A 19,088-nucleotide genomic window follows, 5' to 3' on the forward strand; every position below is an offset into this window, starting at 1 on the left:
GTATCCGACGCGGTGGGGCGACCGGCGCACCGCCATTGCGCAGTGTTTTTGTGTGTCCTAGCTGGCGAGCCGTTGCCGGCGCACTTCGGGGTGCTCGGCGTACCAGCGGTTGGCGATCCTGCGGATTCGCCAGTGCTCCACGGTCAACCAGACCAGGCCGCAGAGAGTGAGAATGACAGCGACCGTACCGGCCGTCATTCCTTCGGACTGGTGACCGCTTCCGAAAGCGGCAAGGGAAGCGACGCCGCCGATCACCCCGGCCAAGACCATGAGGTAACCGGGCCAGTGCAGAACATCGATGAGCGATTCCCCGGCAAGTGGCCGCGTCGTCCGCAAGTGGTCGACGGGGTCGCGAAAGGTGTCCCCCATTGGCTCCTCCTACTGCTCTTGCCGTTTCTGCCCATCACCAGGCATCACCACCAACGGTAGAACTCCAGGCACCACTTAGGGAGAGCTAGATCACTTTAATTGCCGGGCCGACACCGGATGGTTATAGGGCCAGCACCGGGCCGGACACCGACGAGACACCCAGCGACAGCGTCAGCGCCATCAGGGTCAGCAAGAACCAGCCGGCCCCATGCCAACCCCACCAGACTCCCCGTTCGCGCCAGACGCGGTAGGTGCGCAGAAACGCCCACCCCCCGGCCGCGAGGAGGATCAATGGCCCGACAAGAGCAAGGGTGGCCCGTTCCGGCACGCCACACGCGACGGTGTCGACATTCACCCCCGGACAAGTGCTCACCCAGAGCGCGGCCATGACCAGGAAGCCCACTCCGGCTGCGGCGGCGCACACGGCGAACCGGATCGCAGCATGAACCTCGCCGTCCGCCTGTCCCAGGCGATCGCCGTGCAATCGTTCATGTGCCTTCTGCATCGGAGCACCCCGTCGTTCCCTGCGCCCAACAACTGAGCGTGGCAATACCCGCTGATCAGGCGCGATAAACGCCTGCGGCGCAGCTCACAGCGCGGTCCCCGGGAGAGCGGGCGAAGCGCGGCTAATGCTCCGCTGTAGCGGAGGGCCAATCGGCCGTGAGTAATATCTCTGCTTATGGCGACAGCCAGGAGGCGGTTATCCCCCGAGGACCGACGCGCTGAACTGCTCGCCCTGGGGGCGGAAGTCTTCGGGAAGCGACCCTACGACGAGGTGCGGATCGACGAGATCGCTGAGCGCGCCGGGGTGTCGCGCGCCCTGATGTACCACTACTTCCCCGACAAACGCGCATTCTTTGCCGCTGTCGTCAAGGACGAGGCCGACAGGCTGTATGCCGCGACCAACACCCAACCGTCCCCGGGCATGACCATGTTCGAGGAGATCCGCACCGGCGTGCTGGCGTACATGGCTTACCACGAACAAAACCCGGAAGCTGCGTGGGCCGCTTACGTCGGACTTGGGCGCTCCGACCCGGTTCTGCTGGGCATCGACGATGAAGCCAAGAACCGCCAGATGGAACATGTCATGACCCGCATCACCGAAGTAGTGGGCGGCATCCCCGGGCAGGCGGCGCTGGAAGCCGAAGTCGAGCGCGACCTGCGCGTGATCCTGCACGGCTGGCTCGCCTTCACCTTCGAGATATGCCGGCAGCGAATCATGGACCAGGCCCTGGAAGCCGACCGGCTCGCCGATGCCTGCGCGCACACATTGTTAGACGCGATAGCCCGTGTTCCGGAGATCCCGCCGCAGCTCGCGGAGGCGATGGCGACCGCACGTTTCAAGCCGCAGATCTGACGGCAGGCTTTTTGTCAGTGCCGCTTGGCACGATGGGTAGGTGAGCACTTCCCCGCCCGAGGCGCTGTCGCGGTTCAGCGCAGTCACCCGCGACTGGTTCGCCAGCACCTTCGCGGCGCCCACGGCAGCGCAAGACGCCGCCTGGACCGCCATCGCCAACGGTGACGACACTCTGGTGGTTGCGCCGACCGGTTCGGGCAAGACGCTGGCCGCATTCTTGTGGGCTTTGGATGAGCTGGCGCGCACAGAAGCACCCGACCGGCCGGCCGGGACCCGCGTACTTTACGTCTCACCACTGAAGGCACTCGCGGTAGACGTCGAACGCAACCTGCGCACCCCGCTGGCCGGGTTGACCCGCCTTGCCGAAGCCCGCGGCCTGCCGCCGCCGTCCATCAGCGTGGGCGTGCGGTCGGGCGATACCCCGCCTGCGGAGCGCCGCCAGCTCATCACCCGGCCCCCCGACGTGTTGATCACCACTCCCGAGTCGCTGTTCTTGATGTTGACCTCCGCCGCGCGTGAAACCCTGGCCGGCGTCCAGACCGTCATCGTTGATGAGATCCACGCTATTGCTGCCACCAAACGCGGCGCGCATCTCGCGCTCTCGCTGGAGCGGCTTGACGAGCTACGCGACGGGCCGCCCGCACAACGCATCGGTCTCTCGGCGACGGTGCGTCCACCGGAGGAGCTGGCCCGCTTCCTATCCGGTGCAGGCCCGACTACTTCGACCACCATCGTCGCTCCGCCTTCGGCCAAGACCGTCGAGCTCTCCGTCGAGGTGCCGGTGCCGGACATGGCCAACCTGGCCGACAACTCAATCTGGCCCGACGTCGAGGCGCGCCTTGTCGACCTGGTCGAATCGCACAACTCCACCATCGTCTTCGCCAACTCGCGGCGGTTGGCCGAGCGATTGACCGCCCGGTTGAACGAGATTCACGCCGAACGGTCCGGCGTCGAACTGCCGACCGGCGGCAACACCGAGGTGGCTGGCGGCGCCCCGGCATATGTGATGGCCAGCGGTCAGTCCTTCGGTGCGCCCACTCTGCTGGCCCGGGCCCACCACGGCTCGGTCAGCAAGGAACAACGTGCCATCGTCGAAGAGGACCTCAAGAGCGGGCAGTTGAAGGCCGTGGTCGCCACGTCGAGCCTCGAACTGGGTATCGACATGGGCGCGGTGGACCTGGTGATCCAGGTCGAGGCGCCGCCGTCGGTGGCCAGTGGTCTGCAGCGGATCGGCCGGGCCGGCCACCAGGTCGGGGAGGTCTCGCGGGGCGTCCTCTTTCCCAAGCACCGCACCGACCTACTCAGCTGCGCGGTCAGCGTCCAGCGGATGCTGACCGGGCAGATCGAGACCATGCGGGTGCCCGCCAACCCGCTGGACATTCTGGCCCAGCACACCGTGGCCGCGGCCGCCCTGGGGCCCATCGACGCAGACCGCTGGTTCGACACGGTGCGGCGCAGTGCGCCGTTTGCAACGCTGCCGCGCAGCGTGTTCGAGGCGACCCTGGATCTGCTGTCCGGTAAGTACCCGTCGACGGAGTTCGCCGAGTTGCGGCCGCGGCTGGTCTATGACCGCGACAACGGAATCCTGACCGCGCGGCCGGGCGCCCAGCGGCTGGCCGTCACCTCCGGTGGCGCCATTCCCGACCGCGGACTGTTCACCGTCTACCTGGCCACCGATTCCGAGAAACCGTCCCGGGTCGGCGAACTAGACGAGGAAATGGTCTACGAGTCCCGTCCCGGTGACGTTATTTCGCTGGGCGCCACCAGCTGGCGCATCGTCGAAATCACTCACGACCGGGTGCTGGTGATCCCGGCCCCAGGTCAGCCGGCCCGGCTGCCGTTCTGGCGCGGCGACGACGTAGGCCGGCCGGCAGAACTCGGCGCCGCCCTGGGCGCGCTCACCGGCGAGCTGGCATCGCTGAACCGGGAAGCCTTCGGCAAGCGTTGTGCCGGTTGGGGTTTCGATGACTACGCGACGGACAACCTGTGGCAGTTGATCGACGAGCAACGCGATGCCACCAAGGTTGTGCCCACCGACACCACGCTGTTGGTCGAGCGGTTCCGCGACGAGCTGGGCGATTGGCGGGTGATCCTGCATTCGCCCTACGGCCTGCAGGTGCATGGACCGCTCGCACTGGCGGTGGGTCGACGCCTGCGCGAACGCTACGGCCTCGACGAGAAGCCGACCGCCTCCGACGACGGCATCGTGGTGCGGCTGCCCGACACCGGTTTCACCGTCGGAGACGACAGTCCGCCGGGCGCCGAACTGTTCGTCTTCGACCCCGACGAAATCGACCCGATCGTCACCGCGGAGGTCGGCGAGTCCGCCCTGTTCGCGTCGCGGTTCCGGGAATCGGCGGCGCGCGCGCTGTTGCTGCCACGCCGCCACCCGGGCAAGCGGTCGCCGTTGTGGCATCAGCGGCAGCGTGCCGCCCAGCTGCTGGAGGTCGCGCGCAAGTACCCCGACTTCCCGATCGTGCTGGAAACGATCCGCGAATGTCTGCAGGACGTGTACGACGTGCCCACCCTGACGGGGCTGATGGGGCAGATCGCCCAGCGCAAGGTGCGGGTAGCCGAAGCGGAGACCGCCCGGCCGTCCCCATTCGCCGCGTCACTGCTGTTCGGTTATGTCGGGGCGTTCATGTACGAGGGCGACGTCCCACTGGCCGAGCGCCGCGCGGCGGCCCTTTCGCTGGACAGCACGTTGCTGGCCGAGCTGCTCGGCCGCGTCGAGCTGCGCGAGCTCCTCGACCCGGAAGTCATCGCGGGCACCGGACGCCAGTTGCAGCACCTGTCCGAAGACCGGGCCGCCCGGGACGCTGAAGGCGTCGCCGATCTGCTGCGATTGCTGGGCCCGCTGACCGAGCAGGAGGTGGCCGCCCGCGCCACCACCACGGATGTGGGGGGCTGGCTGGAGGGGTTGCGCACCGCCCGCCGCGCGCTGCCGGTGTCGTTCGCCGGGCGCAGCTGGTGGGTGGCCGTGGAGGACATCGGGCGGCTGCGCGACGGCGTCGGCGCGGCGGTCCCGGTAGGTTTGCCCGCTGCCTTCACTGAGAGCGTTGCCGATCCGCTGGGCGAGTTGCTGGGGCGCTACGCGCGCACGCATCCGCCATTCACCACCGCAGACGCGGCGGCCCGATTCGGGTTGGGATTGCGGGTGACCGCCGACGTGCTCGGACGCCTGGCGAGCGACGGTCGGCTGGTGCGGGGTGAGTTCGTCGCCGCGTCGGCCGGTGCGGGTTCGGAGCAGTGGTGCGATGCCGACGTCCTGCGGATTCTGCGGCGACGGTCGCTGGCAGCGCTGCGTGCGCAGGTCGAGCCGGTCAGCACGGCGGCCTACGGGAGATTCCTGCCGGCGTGGCACCAAGTGGGCGACGGCGCGCAGGTATCCGGCTTGGACGGGCTGGCAGCCGTCGTCGATCAGCTCGCCGGGGTGCGGATACCGGCGTCGGCCCTCGAGCCGCTGGTCTTGTCACCGCGGGTACGTGACTACTCCCCCGCGATGCTGGACGAGTTGCTCGCCTCCGGGGAGGTCACCTGGTCGGGTGCCGGGTCGATTTCGGGCAGCGACGGCTGGATCGCGTTCCACCACGCGGACTCCGTCACCATGACGCTGGCCCCACCCGCCGAGATCGAGTTCACCGACGCCCATCGGTCGATCCTGGACAGCTTGTCCGGCGGCGGCGCGTACTTCTTTCGCCAGCTCGCTCAGGGCGGCCAGGGTGAGACCGCGCTCAAAGAAGCGCTGTGGGAGCTGGTTTGGGCCGGCTGGATCACCGGCGACACCTTCGCGCCGGTCCGCGCACTGCTGGGCGGCGGCCCCGGAGCGCGCAAGCGCGCCGCACCGGCGCACCGGACGCATCGCGCGCCCCGGCTGAGTCGCTACAGCGTCACGCACGCCCAGACCCGCGCGGCCGACGCGACTGTAGCGGGCCGGTGGTCGGCGCTCCCGCCAGCCGAACCGGACTCCACCCTGCGTGCCCACTTCCAGGCCGAGTTGCTGTTGAACCGCCACGGCGTGCTGACCAAGGGCGCCGTTGCCGCCGAGGGTGTGCCAGGTGGGTTCGCCACGCTGTACAAGGTGTTGAGCGCGTTCGAGGACGCCGGCCGGTGCCAGCGCGGCTACTTCGTCGAGTCGCTCGGCGGGGCGCAGTTCGCTGTCGCGTCGACAGTGGACCGGCTGCGCAGTTACCTCGACGGTGTCGACCCGCAGCGCCCGGAATACCGGGCGGTAGTTCTGGCCGCGGCCGACCCGGCCAACCCCTACGGTGCGGCACTGTCTTGGCCCACCGCCAAAGGCGACGGCGCCAATGCCGGCGCCCGTCCTGGCCGCAAAGCGGGGGCGCTGGTGGTACTGGTGGACGGCGAGCTGGCCTGGTTCCTGGAGCGCGGCGGGCGGTCGATGCTGACGTTCACCGACGACGCCGGCGCCAGTCGAGCAGCGGCCGTCGCGCTGGCCGATCTGGTGGCCGCGCGACGGGTGGCTTCGATTCTGGTCGAGCGGGTCGACGGCATGTCTGTGCTGCAGCCGGACGGGCCGAGCGCGGTGGTCGAAGCACTTGTCGACGCTGGTTTCTCCCGGACCCCCCGCGGCATGCGGTTGCGATAGCCATGCCCGAAGGTGACACCGTCTTTCACACTGCGGCGACACTGCGAGAGAAGCTGGTCGGTCTGACGCTGACCCGCTGCGACGTCCGGGTGCCGCGCTACGCCACCGTCGACCTGACGGGGCAGGTGGTGGACGAGGTGCTCAGCCGAGGCAAGCACCTGTTCATCCGCGTGGGGTGGGCCAGTATCCACTCGCACATGAAGATGGACGGCACCTGGCGGGTCGGCAACCGCAGGATGAGGGTGGATCACCGGGCTCGAATCATCCTGGAAGCAGGCGATGTTCGCGCGGTCGGCGTCGACCTGGGAGTACTGGAGATCCTCGAACGCGACGACGACGTCGCCGTCGTCGCACACCTGGGCCCGGACCTGTTGGGTGACGACTGGGACCCGAAGCTGGCCGTGGCGAACCTGACCGCCGACCCGGATCGTCCACTGTCCGAAGCGCTGCTGGACCAGCGTGTGCTGGCCGGGGTCGGCAACGTCTACGCCAATGAATTGTGCTTTGTCACCGGGCATTTGCCCACCGCACCGGTCAGCTCCGTGGCAGACCCCTTGCGGCTGGTGTCCCGCGCCCGGGACATGTTGTGGGTCAACCGTTTTCGGTGGAACCGCTGCACCACGGGCGACACCCGGGGTGGCCGGCTGATGTGGGTGTACGGGCGCGCTGGGCAACCCTGCCGACGCTGCGGCACGCCCATCGCCCACCGGGACCCACCCGACGGGAGCACCGAACGGGTGCAGTACTGGTGCCCGGTCTGCCAACGCTGAGCCGGCTACGGATCAGTCGCGGCCGTGGCGCAGGAAGAATTCAGCTATCACTTCCGAGCCGTCGAACGCACGGGTGGTGGACCCGATCACCGCCTTGGGCAGATACTGCTTGCCGCCCGGCCAGGTGTGTCCGCCCTTTTCGATCCGGTAGAGCACGACTTCGGTGTTGTCGGCACACGACTGGGACTCGAACCGGCGCACGACGGTGCCGTCGCCGACATTCGGCAGCTCCTGGGACGTCGGGTCACCCTGGCAGCGGTCCACGGCACGCCAGCGGTCGAGCATGCTGTTCACCGAGATGGCACGGCTCAAGCCGCCGCGGCCACGGACAGTGCCGCCGTTATAGGGCACCACCGAATCGCCGGTGCCGTGCGCGTCGAGAACCGAAACGGGCCGCGACGGGTTGCATCCGACGCCGACCCCGAGCGTGCCCGAGACCGGCGCGACCGCGGCAAAGATGTCGGCGCGATCGCACGCTAACCGGTTGGACATGAAACCGCCGTTCGACATCCCCGTTGCGAAGACGTGCCCGGCGGGGACGTTGTAGTCGCCGCGCATCTTGTTCACCAGCGAAACCAGAAAGCCCACGTCGTCCAGGCGTTTGCGATCGGCCGGCGCCGCCCCCCGCCCATCGGCCCAGCTTTTGTCGTAACCGTCGGGATAGACCACCAGGAATCCGTTGGCATCGGCGATGGAGTTGAAATTGGACAAGCCCCGCTGCCCGGCGCCGGTGCCCCCGCCTCCATGCAGGTTGAGCACCAGCCCGACGGGCGGCCCGGGCGGCACGTGCACCAGATAGGTACGGTTCAGGCCGCCGTAGGGGAATATTCCCGCCTGGTCCCGGGGTCGCTCCGCCTGAACCTGGCGTTCGTTGCAACCGGCCAGCAGGACCACGAGAACAGCCAGCGACAGCAATCGCGACCACGGCATGACGTCAAAAGTACCGACCACCCTCGATCAGCCCGCCGAGGGCGGGCGCGGCATGAACGTGCCCTTGAGCTCCAAGCCCATCGCGAGATCCTCGTACTTTTGTTCTTTCCGCTTGCGCCAACCGCTGCCCGCGGCGATCGGCGGCGCCATCAGCGGCGGCAGCATGGGGAACCCGGAACCGGTATCTCCGGCTGGTAGCGGGGACACCGCGGACGCCAGCTGGACCGGCGTGTGCGCAGCCGCCAGCACGCCGGTCGCCGCAGGCGGCGCCGAGAGGTTGCCCATCGACACCGCCACACCCATCGCCGCCGTCGGCGCCTCTACCGCGCCGAGCGCTCCCGCGGCACTGGACAGGCTGGTGGCCGCGCTTCCCAACGCCGATTCGCCCTCTGAGAGGCCCTCGGCGATATCCGGGGCGACGGACTGCAATGCCTGGGCGGAGCTGCTCTGCGCCATGTAGCTGAGCAGGTTGATCGGGAAACCCGACGAGACGAACTGGTTGGCGTAGGTGTTGGCCAGCCCGAACCAGCCCTGGTTGGGGTCGAAGACGACGCCGATGGCCTGCAGCACCGCATCCACCGGAGACACCGGCGGCGGAACCGCGTCCGCGGGCCCCACCGCCGCGGCCGCCCCTACCGCCTGGGCCTGTGCCGCCGCAGCGGTCGGATCCGCGATCGAGGGCGGCGACAAGAACTGCGGCAATGCGGTGGCCTGCGCCGATGCGGCCTCGTAGCGATACATCGCCGCCGTGTTGTTCACCCACATCCGCTCGTACTGCGCTTCGGTTTCGGCGATGGCTGCCACATTGCGGCCCAGTCCGTTGGTGGCCAGCAGCTGCGCCAGCTGGGTACGGTTCGCGGCCACCTGGGCGGGTCGAACGACTGCCGCAACAGTGGTGCCGTATGCGGTCACCGCAGCCTGCACCGAAGACGCCAGCTGCTGGCACTGCAGCGCGGTGGCGTGCAGCCAGGTGAGGTAGGGCACGGCGGCATCGACCATCTTCAGCGTCGAGGGCCCGTGCCAGTCCGAGGCCAGCGCCGACAACACCGCGGTATAACTGCCTGCCGCCTCTTCCAAGTCGGTACCCAGCCGCTGCCACGCACCGGAGGCCTCAATCAATGACTCAGCGCCGGGGCCGGCGTGAATCAGCGCCGAGGTGACCTCGGGGGGCAAAGCTGTGAACTCCATGGCATCTTTATATGACGTTGCGGGGGAATTTTTGGAAACATTGGCCTGACCGGGGCGGGAAAAACCCTGGAACTTTGCGGTTCGGCCCCGCCCCAACGGGACAGGCCCTGAGACCTTAGCTCAGGTAAGGGCGTTGACCGCAATCGAGAGCCGCGACTTAAAATCATCAGGAACAGGAACGTAGCCCGTGTCCGCCAACCCGCTCTGGCCCGCGCCGATCGCGCTGCGCATAAACGCTTTCACGGCCGCACCCACCTGCGCGTCCGGATATTTCGAGCAGACAATCTCATACGTGGCGAGCACGATCGGATATGCGCCCGGCAGGTTGGGCCGATAGAACGAGATCGTGTCAAGCGCGAGGTCGTTGCCCTCCCGCAGCACCCACGCCGCCGCGATTGTTCTGCCCACCGAATCCGCACTGACGGCTACCGGTTCCGGACCGGCGGAGGTGATGATTTTCGCCGCATTCAACTGGTGGTCCAGGGCGAACGACCATTCGACGTACGTAATCGAGCCCTCGGTGCCTTTGACGGCGGCCGCCGCGCCTTGGCTGCCCTTGACGCCTTCCCCGACACCGCCGTTGAACCGCATGCCGGCTCCCCTACCCCATTCGCCGTTGGACGCGGTATCGAGATACCGCTGAAAGTTATCCGACGTCCCGGACTCATCGCTGCGAACTACGACGTGAATTGGCTGCGCGGGCAGGACGACGCCGGAATTGAGGGCTTGGATAGCGGGGTCGTTCCAGCTGGTGATGGCGCCGTTGAAGATCCTGGCCGCGGTGGGCCCGTCGAGGTTCAGCGTGGTCAGGCCCTGCAAGTGGTAGGCGATCACAATCGGGCCGAAGACCGTGGGCAGGTTCCACACTGGCGATCCACATCGCTGTTCGGCCCTGGCGTACTCGTCTTTGCCCAGCGGCGAATCCGAACCGACGAAATCGGTTCGGCTATCGAGAAATTCGCCGATTCCCGCGCCAGATCCAGTCGCGGTGTAGTGCACCGACTGACCTGGGCAGGCATGTTCGAACGCCTTGACGAAACCGCTCATGGCGTTCTCCTGGGCGGTGGAACCGCTGGCGACCAGAGTCGGTTTTCCGCCGCAGTCCGCACTGGCCGACGGTGTGGGAGTCCTGGTGGTCCCGCTACCCGCATTGTGGCCGCTGTGGCACCCGGCCAGCAAAAGTGCACCGATGGCCACGACGCTGTGCGCGGCAATTAACCTGACCGGTCTCAAATGTCATTTCCTCGAATGGTGCAAATGGAATGCTTGCCGTGCCTGCCCTCAACCATCGGCCATATTAATCACGCTCGAGTAATTGCGCCCGACGACCGAATCCTTGGATAAGTGAATTCAACCGTCGTTTCCGGCTGATTCACCGCCCCGACAGACGTCCCACACCGGCACGTCCGACTGGCCCGCTAAAACCGGTTCGGCGAGAGTCAATCCTGTCCCTCGCCCGGTCGTGACGTGCAATGATCGAAATGTAAGCATCGTGTGACGCCAACGTTTCTGAGCGAGGGGGTTCAGCCATGGCACACAGCCACGTTTTCTGGCGCACCTCCGTGCCGACGGCGCTTTCCGGCGCTGTCCTGCTGAGTTTGGCGGGACTCACCGCGCCGATCGGGCATGCCGACGGCGTCGACCAAGCGTTCCTAAACGCGGTGAAGTCCAAAGACATCAACTTCGCCTCGCCGCAAAGCGCGCTCGTTGCCGGTCATCAGGTCTGCAACGAACTCGATCAGGGTCGGGTCAAAAGCGAAGTCGCGACCGACCTGACCAACACCAGCAACCTGGACGGTTATCACGCCGGATACTTCGTCGGCCTGAGCATCGCGGCTTTCTGCCCCCGGCATCACGCCGGCTAGCCCGCCGCGCCCCGACCCACAGCCTGCACCGATGCGTGCTCGTGCAGCGCCTGCTCGGCGTCCGGCGTAGCAGGCTGGAGTTCGAAGGCGACTTCCTTGACGGTCCCGGTGAACGCAAACGGCGCCTTGTCTTCGTACTCCCGGTCGACGACGAGGCCGTTGTCGCGTCCGACGTCCAACCCGGCGTAGGACGTGAAGGCCAGGCTCACGGTTTGGGGCAGCTCACCCTCGCCGATGCGACGACCGTTGGCCCACAACGTCACTCGGCCACCCGAGCCGACGACGGGCCGGTCGGTTTCGAACTGCATCGCAACGGTGACCGCGCCGGTGGGAATCGGCTCGGTGGAGACCTGCCGATAACTTTCGATGCCTAGGTAGGAGTAGGTGTGGTGCAGCAGACCCGCCTCGTCGACCCACAGTGCGAAGCCGCCCATGAAGTCGGCGTTGGCGACGATGACACCCTGTGCGCCTCCGTCGGGCACAACCAGCTGCGCCTCGATCGCGTAGGACCGGCCGAAGACACGAGGAACCATGCCGCGCTGGATGTTCTGCACGTCGCCCCGGAAGGTGAATCGGGTGGTGGGCGGCAGCGGCGGCAGATCGCCGAACATCACCGCAAGCCCGCCCAGCAGCGGCAGCACCCGATTGCGTTCGGCTTCGGCCCACCACAGTTGCTGCAACTCGGCCAGTTTCTCGGGGTGCTCGGCCGCCAGATTCCTGGCCTGGGAGAAGTCGTCGGGTAGGTAGTACAACTCCCACACGTCGTTGTCGGGGTTGTAGACGCCGGGCGCGAACCGCGCCATGGTCTCCGGTGAGAGGTCCCACGGTGCCTTGTCCAACCGGGCACCCGCCCACCAGCCGTCCTGGTAGAGCGCCCGGCTACCGAAGTTCTCGAAGTACTGCAGCGTGTGGCGCTCCGCCGCGGCCGCGTCGGCGAACGTATGCAGGAAGCTGGTTCCGTCCATCGGTTCCTGGTCGAAGCCGTCGACGCTGACCGGTTCGGGTAGGCCGATGGCTTCGAGCACCGTGGGTGCGATGTCGATGCAGTGGGTGAACTGGCCCCGAATCCCGCTGCCGCGCGGGATGCGGCTGGGCCAGGCCACCACCATCGGGTCGCGGGTGCCGCCGAGGTGGCTGGCCATCTGTTTGCCCCACTGGAAGGGCGTGTTGTTGGCGTGCGCCCAGCCGCTGGCGAAATGCGGGGCGGTGAACTCGTCACCGAGTGCCTCGATGCCGCCGTACTGCTCGATCAGTTCCAGCTGCCGGTCTGCGTCCAGATCCAAACCGTTGAGGAACGTCATCTCGTTGAACGAGCCGGTGTTGGTGCCTTCCATGCTGGCACCGTTGTCCCCCCAGATGTAGAACACCAGCGTGTTGTCCGACTCGCCGAGGTCGTCGATCGCGTCCAGTAGCCGCCCCACGTTCCAGTCGGCGTTCTCGGAAAACCCGGCGAACACCTCCATCTGGCGCGCGTAGAGCTTGCGTTGGCTGTCCGACAGGCTGTCCCACGCCGGGAACAGGTCGGGTCGTTCGGTGAGCTCAGTGTCGGGTGGGATGATCCCGAGTTGTTTCTGACGCTCAAATGTCTGCTGCCGGTAGGCATCCCAGCCTTCGTCGAACTTCCCTTTGTACTTGTCGGCCCACTCCTTGAACACGTGGTGCGGGGCGTGGGTGGCACCGGTCGAGTAGTACAGCATCCACGGCTTGGTGGCGTTCTGCGCGCGCACCGTGTGCAACCATTCGACGGCTTTGTCGGTGAGGTCGTCGGGGAAGAAGTAGGTGCCGCCGTCCTCGCGCTGCGGGATGCCGATCACCGTGTTGTCCTGGCTGATGATCGGGTCATACTGGCCGGCGGCACCGGACGGGAAGCCCCAGAAATGGTCGAATCCCCAGCCGGTCGGCCAGTTGTCGAACGGCCCTGCCGCACCTTGAACATTGTCCGGGGTGAGATGCCACTTGCCGAAAGCACCGGTGACGTAGCCGTTGTCGCGCAGAATCCGCGGCAGCGCGGCACAACTGGGTGGCTTGACCGTGGAGTAGCCGGGATACGGGCCGGGGAATTCACAGACCGACCCGAAGCCGACGCGGTGGTGGTTGCGTCCGGTCAACAGCGCCGCACGGGTGGGTGAGCAAACGGCGGTGACGTGAAAACGGTTGTAGGCCAATCCATTTTCGGCCACCCGGGACAACGTCGGGGTGTTGATGCCGCCACCGAAAGTGTCCGGGCCGCCGAACCCGGCATCGTCGATGAGCACGATCAACACGTTGGGCGCGTCGGCGGGGGCGGCGGGCCCGGGCACGATCGTCCAGTCACCGACCGACTCTGCGACGGTACGCCCGACGGTGCCACCGAAGCTGCGTGGCGCGATCGGCAGCCGGGTGCGGTCCGGATTGAATTTGCCCATCGCCTGCTCCAACGCGGAACCCAACGCTCGCAACGACGAATGGCTCAGCTCTGCAACGGATTTTATCGGTGAACCGGCCAACGTCTGTTCGACCGGCAGGCGGCCCTGCGCCGGTGTCACAGCGATGATCAGGGCATTGCCGGCCGTCAGTGCCTGGCCGATCTTGTCGGCCAGTCCGCTCTTGATCCGATGGTGGGCGAAGGTGCCGGCCACGGCTCCGGCGGCGGCGCCTACCGCGGTGGATGCCAACAGCGCGGGCGAGAACAGCCCGACTGCCAGTCCCGCTCCCGCGCCCAGTGCCGCGCCCCGCCGACCCAGCTTGTTGCCGGTGTCCAGCACCACGTCCTTACCGTCGGCGTCCTTGCCCACCAGCACCGCGCCCCGCAACGGAAAAGTGTCCGCATTGGCCTGTCCGGTCAGGTTCTCGAAGTCGCCGCGCGCCGCGTCGAGATCCTGATACCCCGCCACGATGACCAGTGCGTGCTCTTCACTCATATCCACCCTTCCTCTCGTCGGCTGATGAACTGACGGCGCGACCCGCTGACCGGATCGTCGAATTCGATGCGCTGCGCCAACAGTCGCAGCGGCGAGCTGAAGTCATCCTCAGCCACATCAACGATGTTGGGATACAACGGATCCCCGACTATCGGCAGACCCAGCGACGCCATGTGCACCCGCAGCTGATGGGTACGCCCGGTGCGCGGCGTCAGGCGATACAGACCAACCGGGGAGAGCGACTCCACCAGCGTCTCGGCGTTCGGCACGCCCGGTTCGACCACGGCCTGCAAGTGGCCGCGCCGCTTGACGATCCGGTTGCGCACCACCAGTGGCAGCACCCGGCCCGGGTCGGCCGCGGCCTGGGCAATGTAGGTCTTGCGCACCTCACCGCGCGCGAAAAGCGTTTGGTACCTGCCCCTTAACTCGCGCCGGGTGGTGAACAGCAACACCCCGGCGGTCAGCCGGTCCAACCGGTGCGCCGGGCTGAGTTCGGGCAGTGCCAGCTCACGCCGCAACCGCACCAGTGCAGTCTGCGCGACGTGGCGGCCTCGCGGCATGGTGGCCAAGAAGTGTGGTTTGTCGATCACAACGATGTCGGCGTCCTGATGCAACACGTCGATCGCAAACGGGACTGGCACCTCATCGGGCAGGTCGCGATACAGGTAGACGCTGGCCCCGGCGGGCAACACCGTCGTGTCGTCGACAACCATGCCGTCAGCGGTGACCACTTCTCCGGCAAGGACTTTCGCGCGTGCCGGGGCACCGAACCGGGCGGCCAGCTCGGTCAGCACCGCACCGCCGTACAGCCGGACCCGCGCCGGCCCCAACCCGTCGCGAACCGGAAGAGGCGCCTGCCTCAAGGCGCCCTCAATTGAGGGGCACCGGCTCGAGGATCTCAGCGCGCGCCTCAGGTGCGCTGGCGCGTAACTCGTCGGCGGAGACGTCGTCGGGCTGCGCCTGGGACAGCACCTCGGCCTCCACGCGTGCGGTGTAGTTCGCGACCTCGCGGTCGACGTCGGCGGGGCTCCAGCCCAACACCGGTGCGACGAGTTCGGCCACCTCGCGGGCGCAGTCGACGCCCCGGTGGGTGTACTCGATCGAGATCCGCATCCGCCGGGCCAGGATGTCCTCGAGATGCAGGGCGCCCTCGGCCGCGACGGCGTAGAGAGCCTCTACTTTGAGATAGCCCGGCGCCTCCGTGATCGGGCCCAACAGGCTGGGATCCTTGGCCGCCAGCGCCAGGACCTCGTCGATGAGCGATCCGTAGCGGTCCAGCAGGTGGCGCACGCGGTACGGGTGCAGGCCGCGCATCGCGCCGACGTTCTCGGTCTGGTTGATCAGCGCGAAGTAGCCGTCGGCACCCATCAACGGCACCTTCTGGGTAATCGATGGCGCCACCCGGTTCGGGATGAATTCCGCCGCGGCGTCCACGGCGTCGGCCGCCATCACCCGGTAAGTGGTGTACTTGCCGCCCGCGATGGCGACCAGGCCGGCCGCGGGCACTGCGACGGCGTGTTCCCGCGACAGCTTGGACGTCTCTTCACTCTCTCCGGCCAGCAACGGCCGCAAGCCGGCGTAGACGCCGTCGATGTCGGCGTGGGTGAGCGGGGTGGCCAGCACGGTGTTGACCGTGCTCAGGATGTAGTCGATGTCAGCCTTGGTCGCGGCCGGGTGAGCCAGATCCAGGTTCCAGTCGGTGTCGGTGGTCCCGATGATCCAGTGCGTCCCCCACGGGATGACGAACATCACCGACTTCTCGGTACGCAGGATGATCGCCACGTCGCTGACAATCCGGTCCCGCGGAACCACCACATGCACGCCCTTGGACGCACGCACCTTGAACCGGCCGCGCTGCCTGGACAACGCCTGGATCTCGTCGGTCCAGACGCCGGTCGCGTTGATCACCACGTGGCCGCGTACCTCGGTGATCCCACCGTCCTCAGAGTCGCGCACCCGTACGCCGGTGACGCGGTCCGCTTCGCGCAGCAACGCCACCACCTGGGTGGAGGACCGCACTACCGCGCCGTAGTGGGCCGCGGTGCGCGCGACCGTCATTGTGTGCCGGGCGTCGTCGACGACGGTGTCGTAGTACCGGATACCGCCGATCAGCGAGCTGCGCTTGAGGCCGGGACTCAGCCGCAGCGCTCCGGCGCGGGTCATATGTTTTTGCGCCGGAACGGATTTCGCGCCGCCGAGGCTGTCATAGAGGAAGATGCCCGCGGCGATATATGGGCGCTCCCATAAGCGTTTGGTCAACGGGAACAGGAACGGCAACGGCTTGACCAGATGCGGCGCCAACGTGGTCAGCGAGAGCTCGCGTTCATAGAGCGCCTCACGGACCAGCCCGAACTCCAGTTGTTCGAGGTAGCGCAGACCGCCGTGGAACATCTTCGACGAGCGGCTCGAGGTGCCCGAGGCGAAATCGCGGGCCTCCACCAGCGCCACCTTCAGCCCGCGGGTGGCCGCGTCCAGCGCGCAACCCGAGCCGACCACCCCGCCTCCGATGACGACCAAGTCGAACTGCTCGGTGCCGAGTCGCTGCCAGGCCGCCGCGCGTTGCTCGGGTCCCAGCCAGGCGGGGGGCTCGTTCTCGATCGGGTTGCTCACGACAACAGACTCCTGTCGGTTACTCGTCGGTAAGCGTTGCTCAGCCAAGGCTAGTTGCTTTGCGGCCCGTGAGTCGGCCTTCCTTCTTTGAATTCGGCCTAATCCAGATCGTCGTGCGCCATCAAGCGGCGGGCCGCCTCGGTGATCGACCCGGACAGCGACGGGTAGACGGCCAAAGTCTGCGCCAACTCGTTGACGGTGATGCGGTTCTGGACGGCCACCGCAATGGGCAGGATCAGCTCGGAGGCGATCGGCGCCACCACCACCCCGCCGATCACCACGCCGGTGGACTTTCGGCAGAAGATCTTGACGAAGCCCTGCCGCAGCCCGGACATCTTCGCGCGGGCGTTGGTGTGCAGCGGCAACATAATGGTGCGCGCGCTGAATGAGCCGTCGTCGATCGCCGATTGCGGGACGCCGACGGCGGCGATCTCCGGCCGGGTGAAAACCGTTGCGGCGACGGTGCGCAGGCGGATCGGGCTGACCCCCTCGCCCAGCGCGTGGTACATCGCGATGCGGCCCTGCATTGCCGCCACCGACGCCAGCAGCAGCAGCCCGGTGCAGTCGCCGGCGGCGTAGATGCCGGGAACAGAGGTCCGCGATACCCGGTCGACCTTCAAGTAGTCGCCCGGCGCCAGATCGATGCCGACGCGGTCCAGTCCCAGGCCGCTGGTGTTAGGCACTGAGCCGATGGTCATCAGGGCGTGGCTGCCCTCGACGGTGCGGCCGTCCGTCATTTTCACCAGCACACCGGTGTCGGTTCGGGTCACCGATTCCGCGCGCGCGTTCTTGAACAGCTGAACCCCGCGTTCGGCGAACGACTCTTCCAGCACTGCCGCCGCGTCGGCGTCCTCGTAGGGCAGCACCCGGTCCCGGCTGGCGGCCACCGACACCTGCACACCCAACTCGGTGTACGCGTGGACGAACTCGGCGCCGGTGACGCCCGAACCCACCACGATCAGGTGTTCCGGCAGCTGCTGGAGGTCGTAGAGCTGGCGCCAGGTCAGGATGCGCTCTCCGTCGGGTTGCGCCGATGGCAGCACCCGGGGGCTGGCACCAGTGGCGATCAGCACGAAGTCGGCATCGTGTTCGCTGACGGTGCCGTCTGCGGCCGTCGCCTTGATGCGGTGCCGCGCCAGGCCGGGGACCGGGTCGACCAACTCGCCGCGGCCGGCAACCAGCTGCACCCCGACGTTGCGCAGCTGGGTGGCGATGTCGTCGGACTGCTCTGCGGCGAGCCGCCTGACCCGGGCGTGGATCTGCGGGAGGTCGATCTTGGCGTCGTCGATGTCGATCTCGAAGCCAAGCCGCGGGGCGCGGCGCAGCTCGGTGCGCAGCCAGGTGGATGCGATGAAGGTTTTGGACGGCACACAGTCGTCGAGGACCGCGGCGCCACCAATGCCGTCGGAGTCGATCACGGTGACCTGGACGTCGGGACGAGCATTCGCGGCCACCAACGCCGCTTCGTATCCGGCTGGGCCTCCACCAAGGATCACGATGCGGGTCGCCACAGCCCTAACCTAGCTTGGCTCCTGCTGCCGCTGCAGCGCGGCGATTAAGCTTTCCCCGTGCCGCTCTACGCCGCGTACGGATCGAACATGCATCCCGAGCAGATGCAACAGCGTGCACCGCACTCGCCGATGGCCGGAACTGGCTGGTTACCGGGCTGGCGGCTGACGTTCGGCGGTGAGGACATCGGCTGGGAGGGCGCGCTGGCGACGGTGGTCGAGGACCCGGACTCGCGGGTGTTCGTCGTGCTCTACGACATGACTCCGGCCGACGAGATGAACCTGGACCGTTGGGAAGGTTCGGAGTTCGGCGTGCACAAGAAGATCCGCTGCCGGGTGCAGCGGGAGTCGTCGGACACCGACATTGATCCGGTGCTGGCATGGCTGTATGTGCTGGACGCCTGGGAGGGTGGGCTGCCGTCGGCACGCTATCTGGGAGTGATGGCCGACGCCGCCGAAATCGCCGGAGCGCCGGCGGATTATGTGCACGACTTGCGCACACGCCCGGCCCGCAATATCGGCCCTGGCACCGGCGGCTGATTCGTTTTTCCCGCGAGCGTGCACAGCAGTACAACGACGCGCCGCCGCTGCCGGCATTCTGCGCACCTTCGGCGAACACCGGGCTACGCTGCCCGCGCCCGTGCATACGCGCCGCTAACCGCTGCACGAGATCGCCGGGGTAGCGTCGCACGTCCTCGGCGACGATGGGCACTACGGTCCAGTTGGGGTCCTGGATTGCGGTCCAGCGTTCGCGGTCATGGAAAAACGCCCGTGGACCGGCGTGCCAGTCGACGCCGTCGTATTCAGCGACGAGGCGGTATTGCGGCCACGCGAAGTCAAACCGCCATAGCCGGCCGCTGAGGTCCACGATCTCGTACTGCAACACCGGCGGCGGTAATCCCCCGTCGAGCATGACCAGCCGAGCTTCGCTTTCCATCGGCGATTCCGCCAAAGGGGTAGCCAGGGTGAGTAGCTCGCGAAC

General features: G+C 67.4%; 13 protein-coding genes and 1 pseudogene. 5 read left to right on the forward strand and 9 right to left on the reverse strand.

Going from position 1 to position 19,088, the window contains the following annotated elements; translation table 11 throughout:
• Positions 1-57: 57 nt before the first annotated feature.
• Together usfY and A5636_RS09640 are read right to left on the reverse strand one after the other, a co-directional pair.
• Complete coding sequence (gene usfY, locus A5636_RS09635; protein ID WP_065158414.1) at positions 58-369, reverse strand: protein UsfY; 312 nt, start codon at positions 367-369, stop codon at positions 58-60.
• A gap of 121 nt (positions 370-490) precedes the next feature.
• A complete protein-coding gene (locus tag A5636_RS09640) occupies positions 491-874 on the reverse strand; it encodes a hypothetical protein (RefSeq protein ID WP_065158415.1) in 384 nt (127 codons plus the stop codon).
• A gap of 174 nt (positions 875-1,048) precedes the next feature.
• Here A5636_RS09640 and A5636_RS09645 point away from each other — a divergent pair, with 174 nt between their 5' ends.
• Genes A5636_RS09645 through nei2 form a run of 3 tightly spaced genes read left to right on the forward strand, consistent with a single transcriptional unit; the run spans position 1,049 to position 7,105 of the window.
• On the forward strand, positions 1,049-1,726 hold the full coding sequence (locus A5636_RS09645) for a TetR/AcrR family transcriptional regulator (RefSeq protein ID WP_065158416.1): 678 nt from the start codon (positions 1,049-1,051) through the stop codon (positions 1,724-1,726).
• 40 nt (positions 1,727-1,766) lie between these two features.
• Positions 1,767-6,335 (forward strand): ATP-dependent helicase, encoded by a 4,569-nt coding sequence (locus tag A5636_RS09650; RefSeq protein WP_065158417.1) that lies wholly within the window; start codon positions 1,767-1,769, stop codon positions 6,333-6,335.
• Positions 6,336-6,337: 2 nt separating this feature from the next.
• Positions 6,338-7,105 carry an endonuclease VIII Nei2 gene (gene nei2, locus A5636_RS09655; RefSeq protein WP_065158418.1) on the forward strand — a complete coding sequence of 256 codons (768 nt, stop codon included), beginning with the start codon at positions 6,338-6,340 and terminating at the stop codon, positions 7,103-7,105.
• A 12-nt stretch (positions 7,106-7,117) separates the two neighbouring features.
• Here nei2 and A5636_RS09660 read toward each other — a convergent pair whose 3' ends face one another.
• The 3 genes from A5636_RS09660 to pstS form a co-directional block, all read right to left on the reverse strand.
• The gene (locus A5636_RS09660; protein WP_065158419.1) at positions 7,118-8,035 is read right to left on the reverse strand and encodes an extracellular catalytic domain type 1 short-chain-length polyhydroxyalkanoate depolymerase; all 918 of its coding nucleotides are present in this window, start codon (positions 8,033-8,035) and stop codon (positions 7,118-7,120) included.
• Between the two features lie 27 nt (positions 8,036-8,062).
• On the reverse strand, positions 8,063-9,223 hold the full coding sequence (locus A5636_RS09665; RefSeq protein WP_065158420.1) for a PPE family protein: 1,161 nt from the start codon (positions 9,221-9,223) through the stop codon (positions 8,063-8,065).
• 120 nt (positions 9,224-9,343) lie between these two features.
• Complete coding sequence (gene pstS / locus A5636_RS09670; protein WP_065158421.1) at positions 9,344-10,456, reverse strand: phosphate ABC transporter substrate-binding protein PstS; 1,113 nt, start codon at positions 10,454-10,456, stop codon at positions 9,344-9,346.
• A gap of 296 nt (positions 10,457-10,752) precedes the next feature.
• On the opposite strand from pstS, the gene A5636_RS09675 reads away from it, so the two are divergent.
• The gene (locus A5636_RS09675; protein ID WP_065158422.1) at positions 10,753-11,088 is read left to right on the forward strand and encodes a DUF732 domain-containing protein; all 336 of its coding nucleotides are present in this window, start codon (positions 10,753-10,755) and stop codon (positions 11,086-11,088) included.
• On the opposite strand, the gene A5636_RS09680 is transcribed toward A5636_RS09675, so the two are convergent.
• The 4 genes and pseudogenes from A5636_RS09680 to A5636_RS09695 form a co-directional block, all read right to left on the reverse strand.
• Positions 11,085-13,988 (reverse strand): arylsulfatase, encoded by a 2,904-nt coding sequence (locus A5636_RS09680; protein ID WP_065158423.1) that lies wholly within the window; start codon positions 13,986-13,988, stop codon positions 11,085-11,087. The genes A5636_RS09675 and A5636_RS09680 overlap by 4 nt on opposite strands.
• Positions 13,985-14,851: a pseudouridine synthase gene (locus A5636_RS09685; RefSeq protein ID WP_065158424.1), complete on the reverse strand. Its 867-nt coding sequence runs from the start codon at positions 14,849-14,851 to the stop codon at positions 13,985-13,987. The genes A5636_RS09680 and A5636_RS09685 overlap by 4 nt, the downstream gene beginning before the upstream one ends.
• Positions 14,852-14,858: 7 nt before the next feature.
• Positions 14,859-16,598, reverse strand: coding sequence for a glycerol-3-phosphate dehydrogenase/oxidase (locus A5636_RS09690; RefSeq protein WP_065158425.1), 1,740 nt, complete (start codon positions 16,596-16,598; stop codon positions 14,859-14,861).
• 18 nt (positions 16,599-16,616) lie between these two features.
• A pseudogene (locus tag A5636_RS09695) lies at positions 16,617-18,109 on the reverse strand (NAD(P)H-quinone dehydrogenase); the annotation flags it as partial.
• Between the two features lie 57 nt (positions 18,110-18,166).
• Here A5636_RS09695 and A5636_RS09700 point away from each other — a divergent pair.
• Positions 18,167-18,646, forward strand: a complete 480-nt coding sequence (locus A5636_RS09700; RefSeq protein WP_065158427.1) for a gamma-glutamylcyclotransferase — start codon at positions 18,167-18,169, stop codon at positions 18,644-18,646.
• Positions 18,647-19,088 lie beyond the last annotated feature (442 nt).

This window comes from Mycobacterium asiaticum (assembly GCF_001673315.1).
GTDB classification, from domain to species: Bacteria; Actinomycetota; Actinomycetes; order Mycobacteriales; family Mycobacteriaceae; genus Mycobacterium; species Mycobacterium asiaticum_B.

Bases quoted from the DNA above. Each gene is read 5' to 3' on its own strand.
- usfY (WP_065158414.1), bottom strand. From the start codon at position 369: ATGGGGGACACCTTTCGCGACCCCGTCGACCACTTGCGGACGACGCGG.
- A5636_RS09640 (WP_065158415.1), bottom strand. From the start codon at position 874: ATGCAGAAGGCACATGAACGATTGCACGGCGATCGCCTGGGACAGGCG.
- A5636_RS09645 (WP_065158416.1), top strand. From the start codon at position 1,049: ATGGCGACAGCCAGGAGGCGGTTATCCCCCGAGGACCGACGCGCTGAA.
- nei2 (WP_065158418.1), top strand. From the start codon at position 6,338: ATGCCCGAAGGTGACACCGTCTTTCACACTGCGGCGACACTGCGAGAG.
- A5636_RS09660 (WP_065158419.1), bottom strand. From the start codon at position 8,035: ATGCCGTGGTCGCGATTGCTGTCGCTGGCTGTTCTCGTGGTCCTGCTG.
- A5636_RS09665 (WP_065158420.1), bottom strand. From the start codon at position 9,223: ATGGAGTTCACAGCTTTGCCCCCCGAGGTCACCTCGGCGCTGATTCAC.
- A5636_RS09675 (WP_065158422.1), top strand. From the start codon at position 10,753: ATGGCACACAGCCACGTTTTCTGGCGCACCTCCGTGCCGACGGCGCTT.
- A5636_RS09680 (WP_065158423.1), bottom strand. From the start codon at position 13,988: ATGAGTGAAGAGCACGCACTGGTCATCGTGGCGGGGTATCAGGATCTC.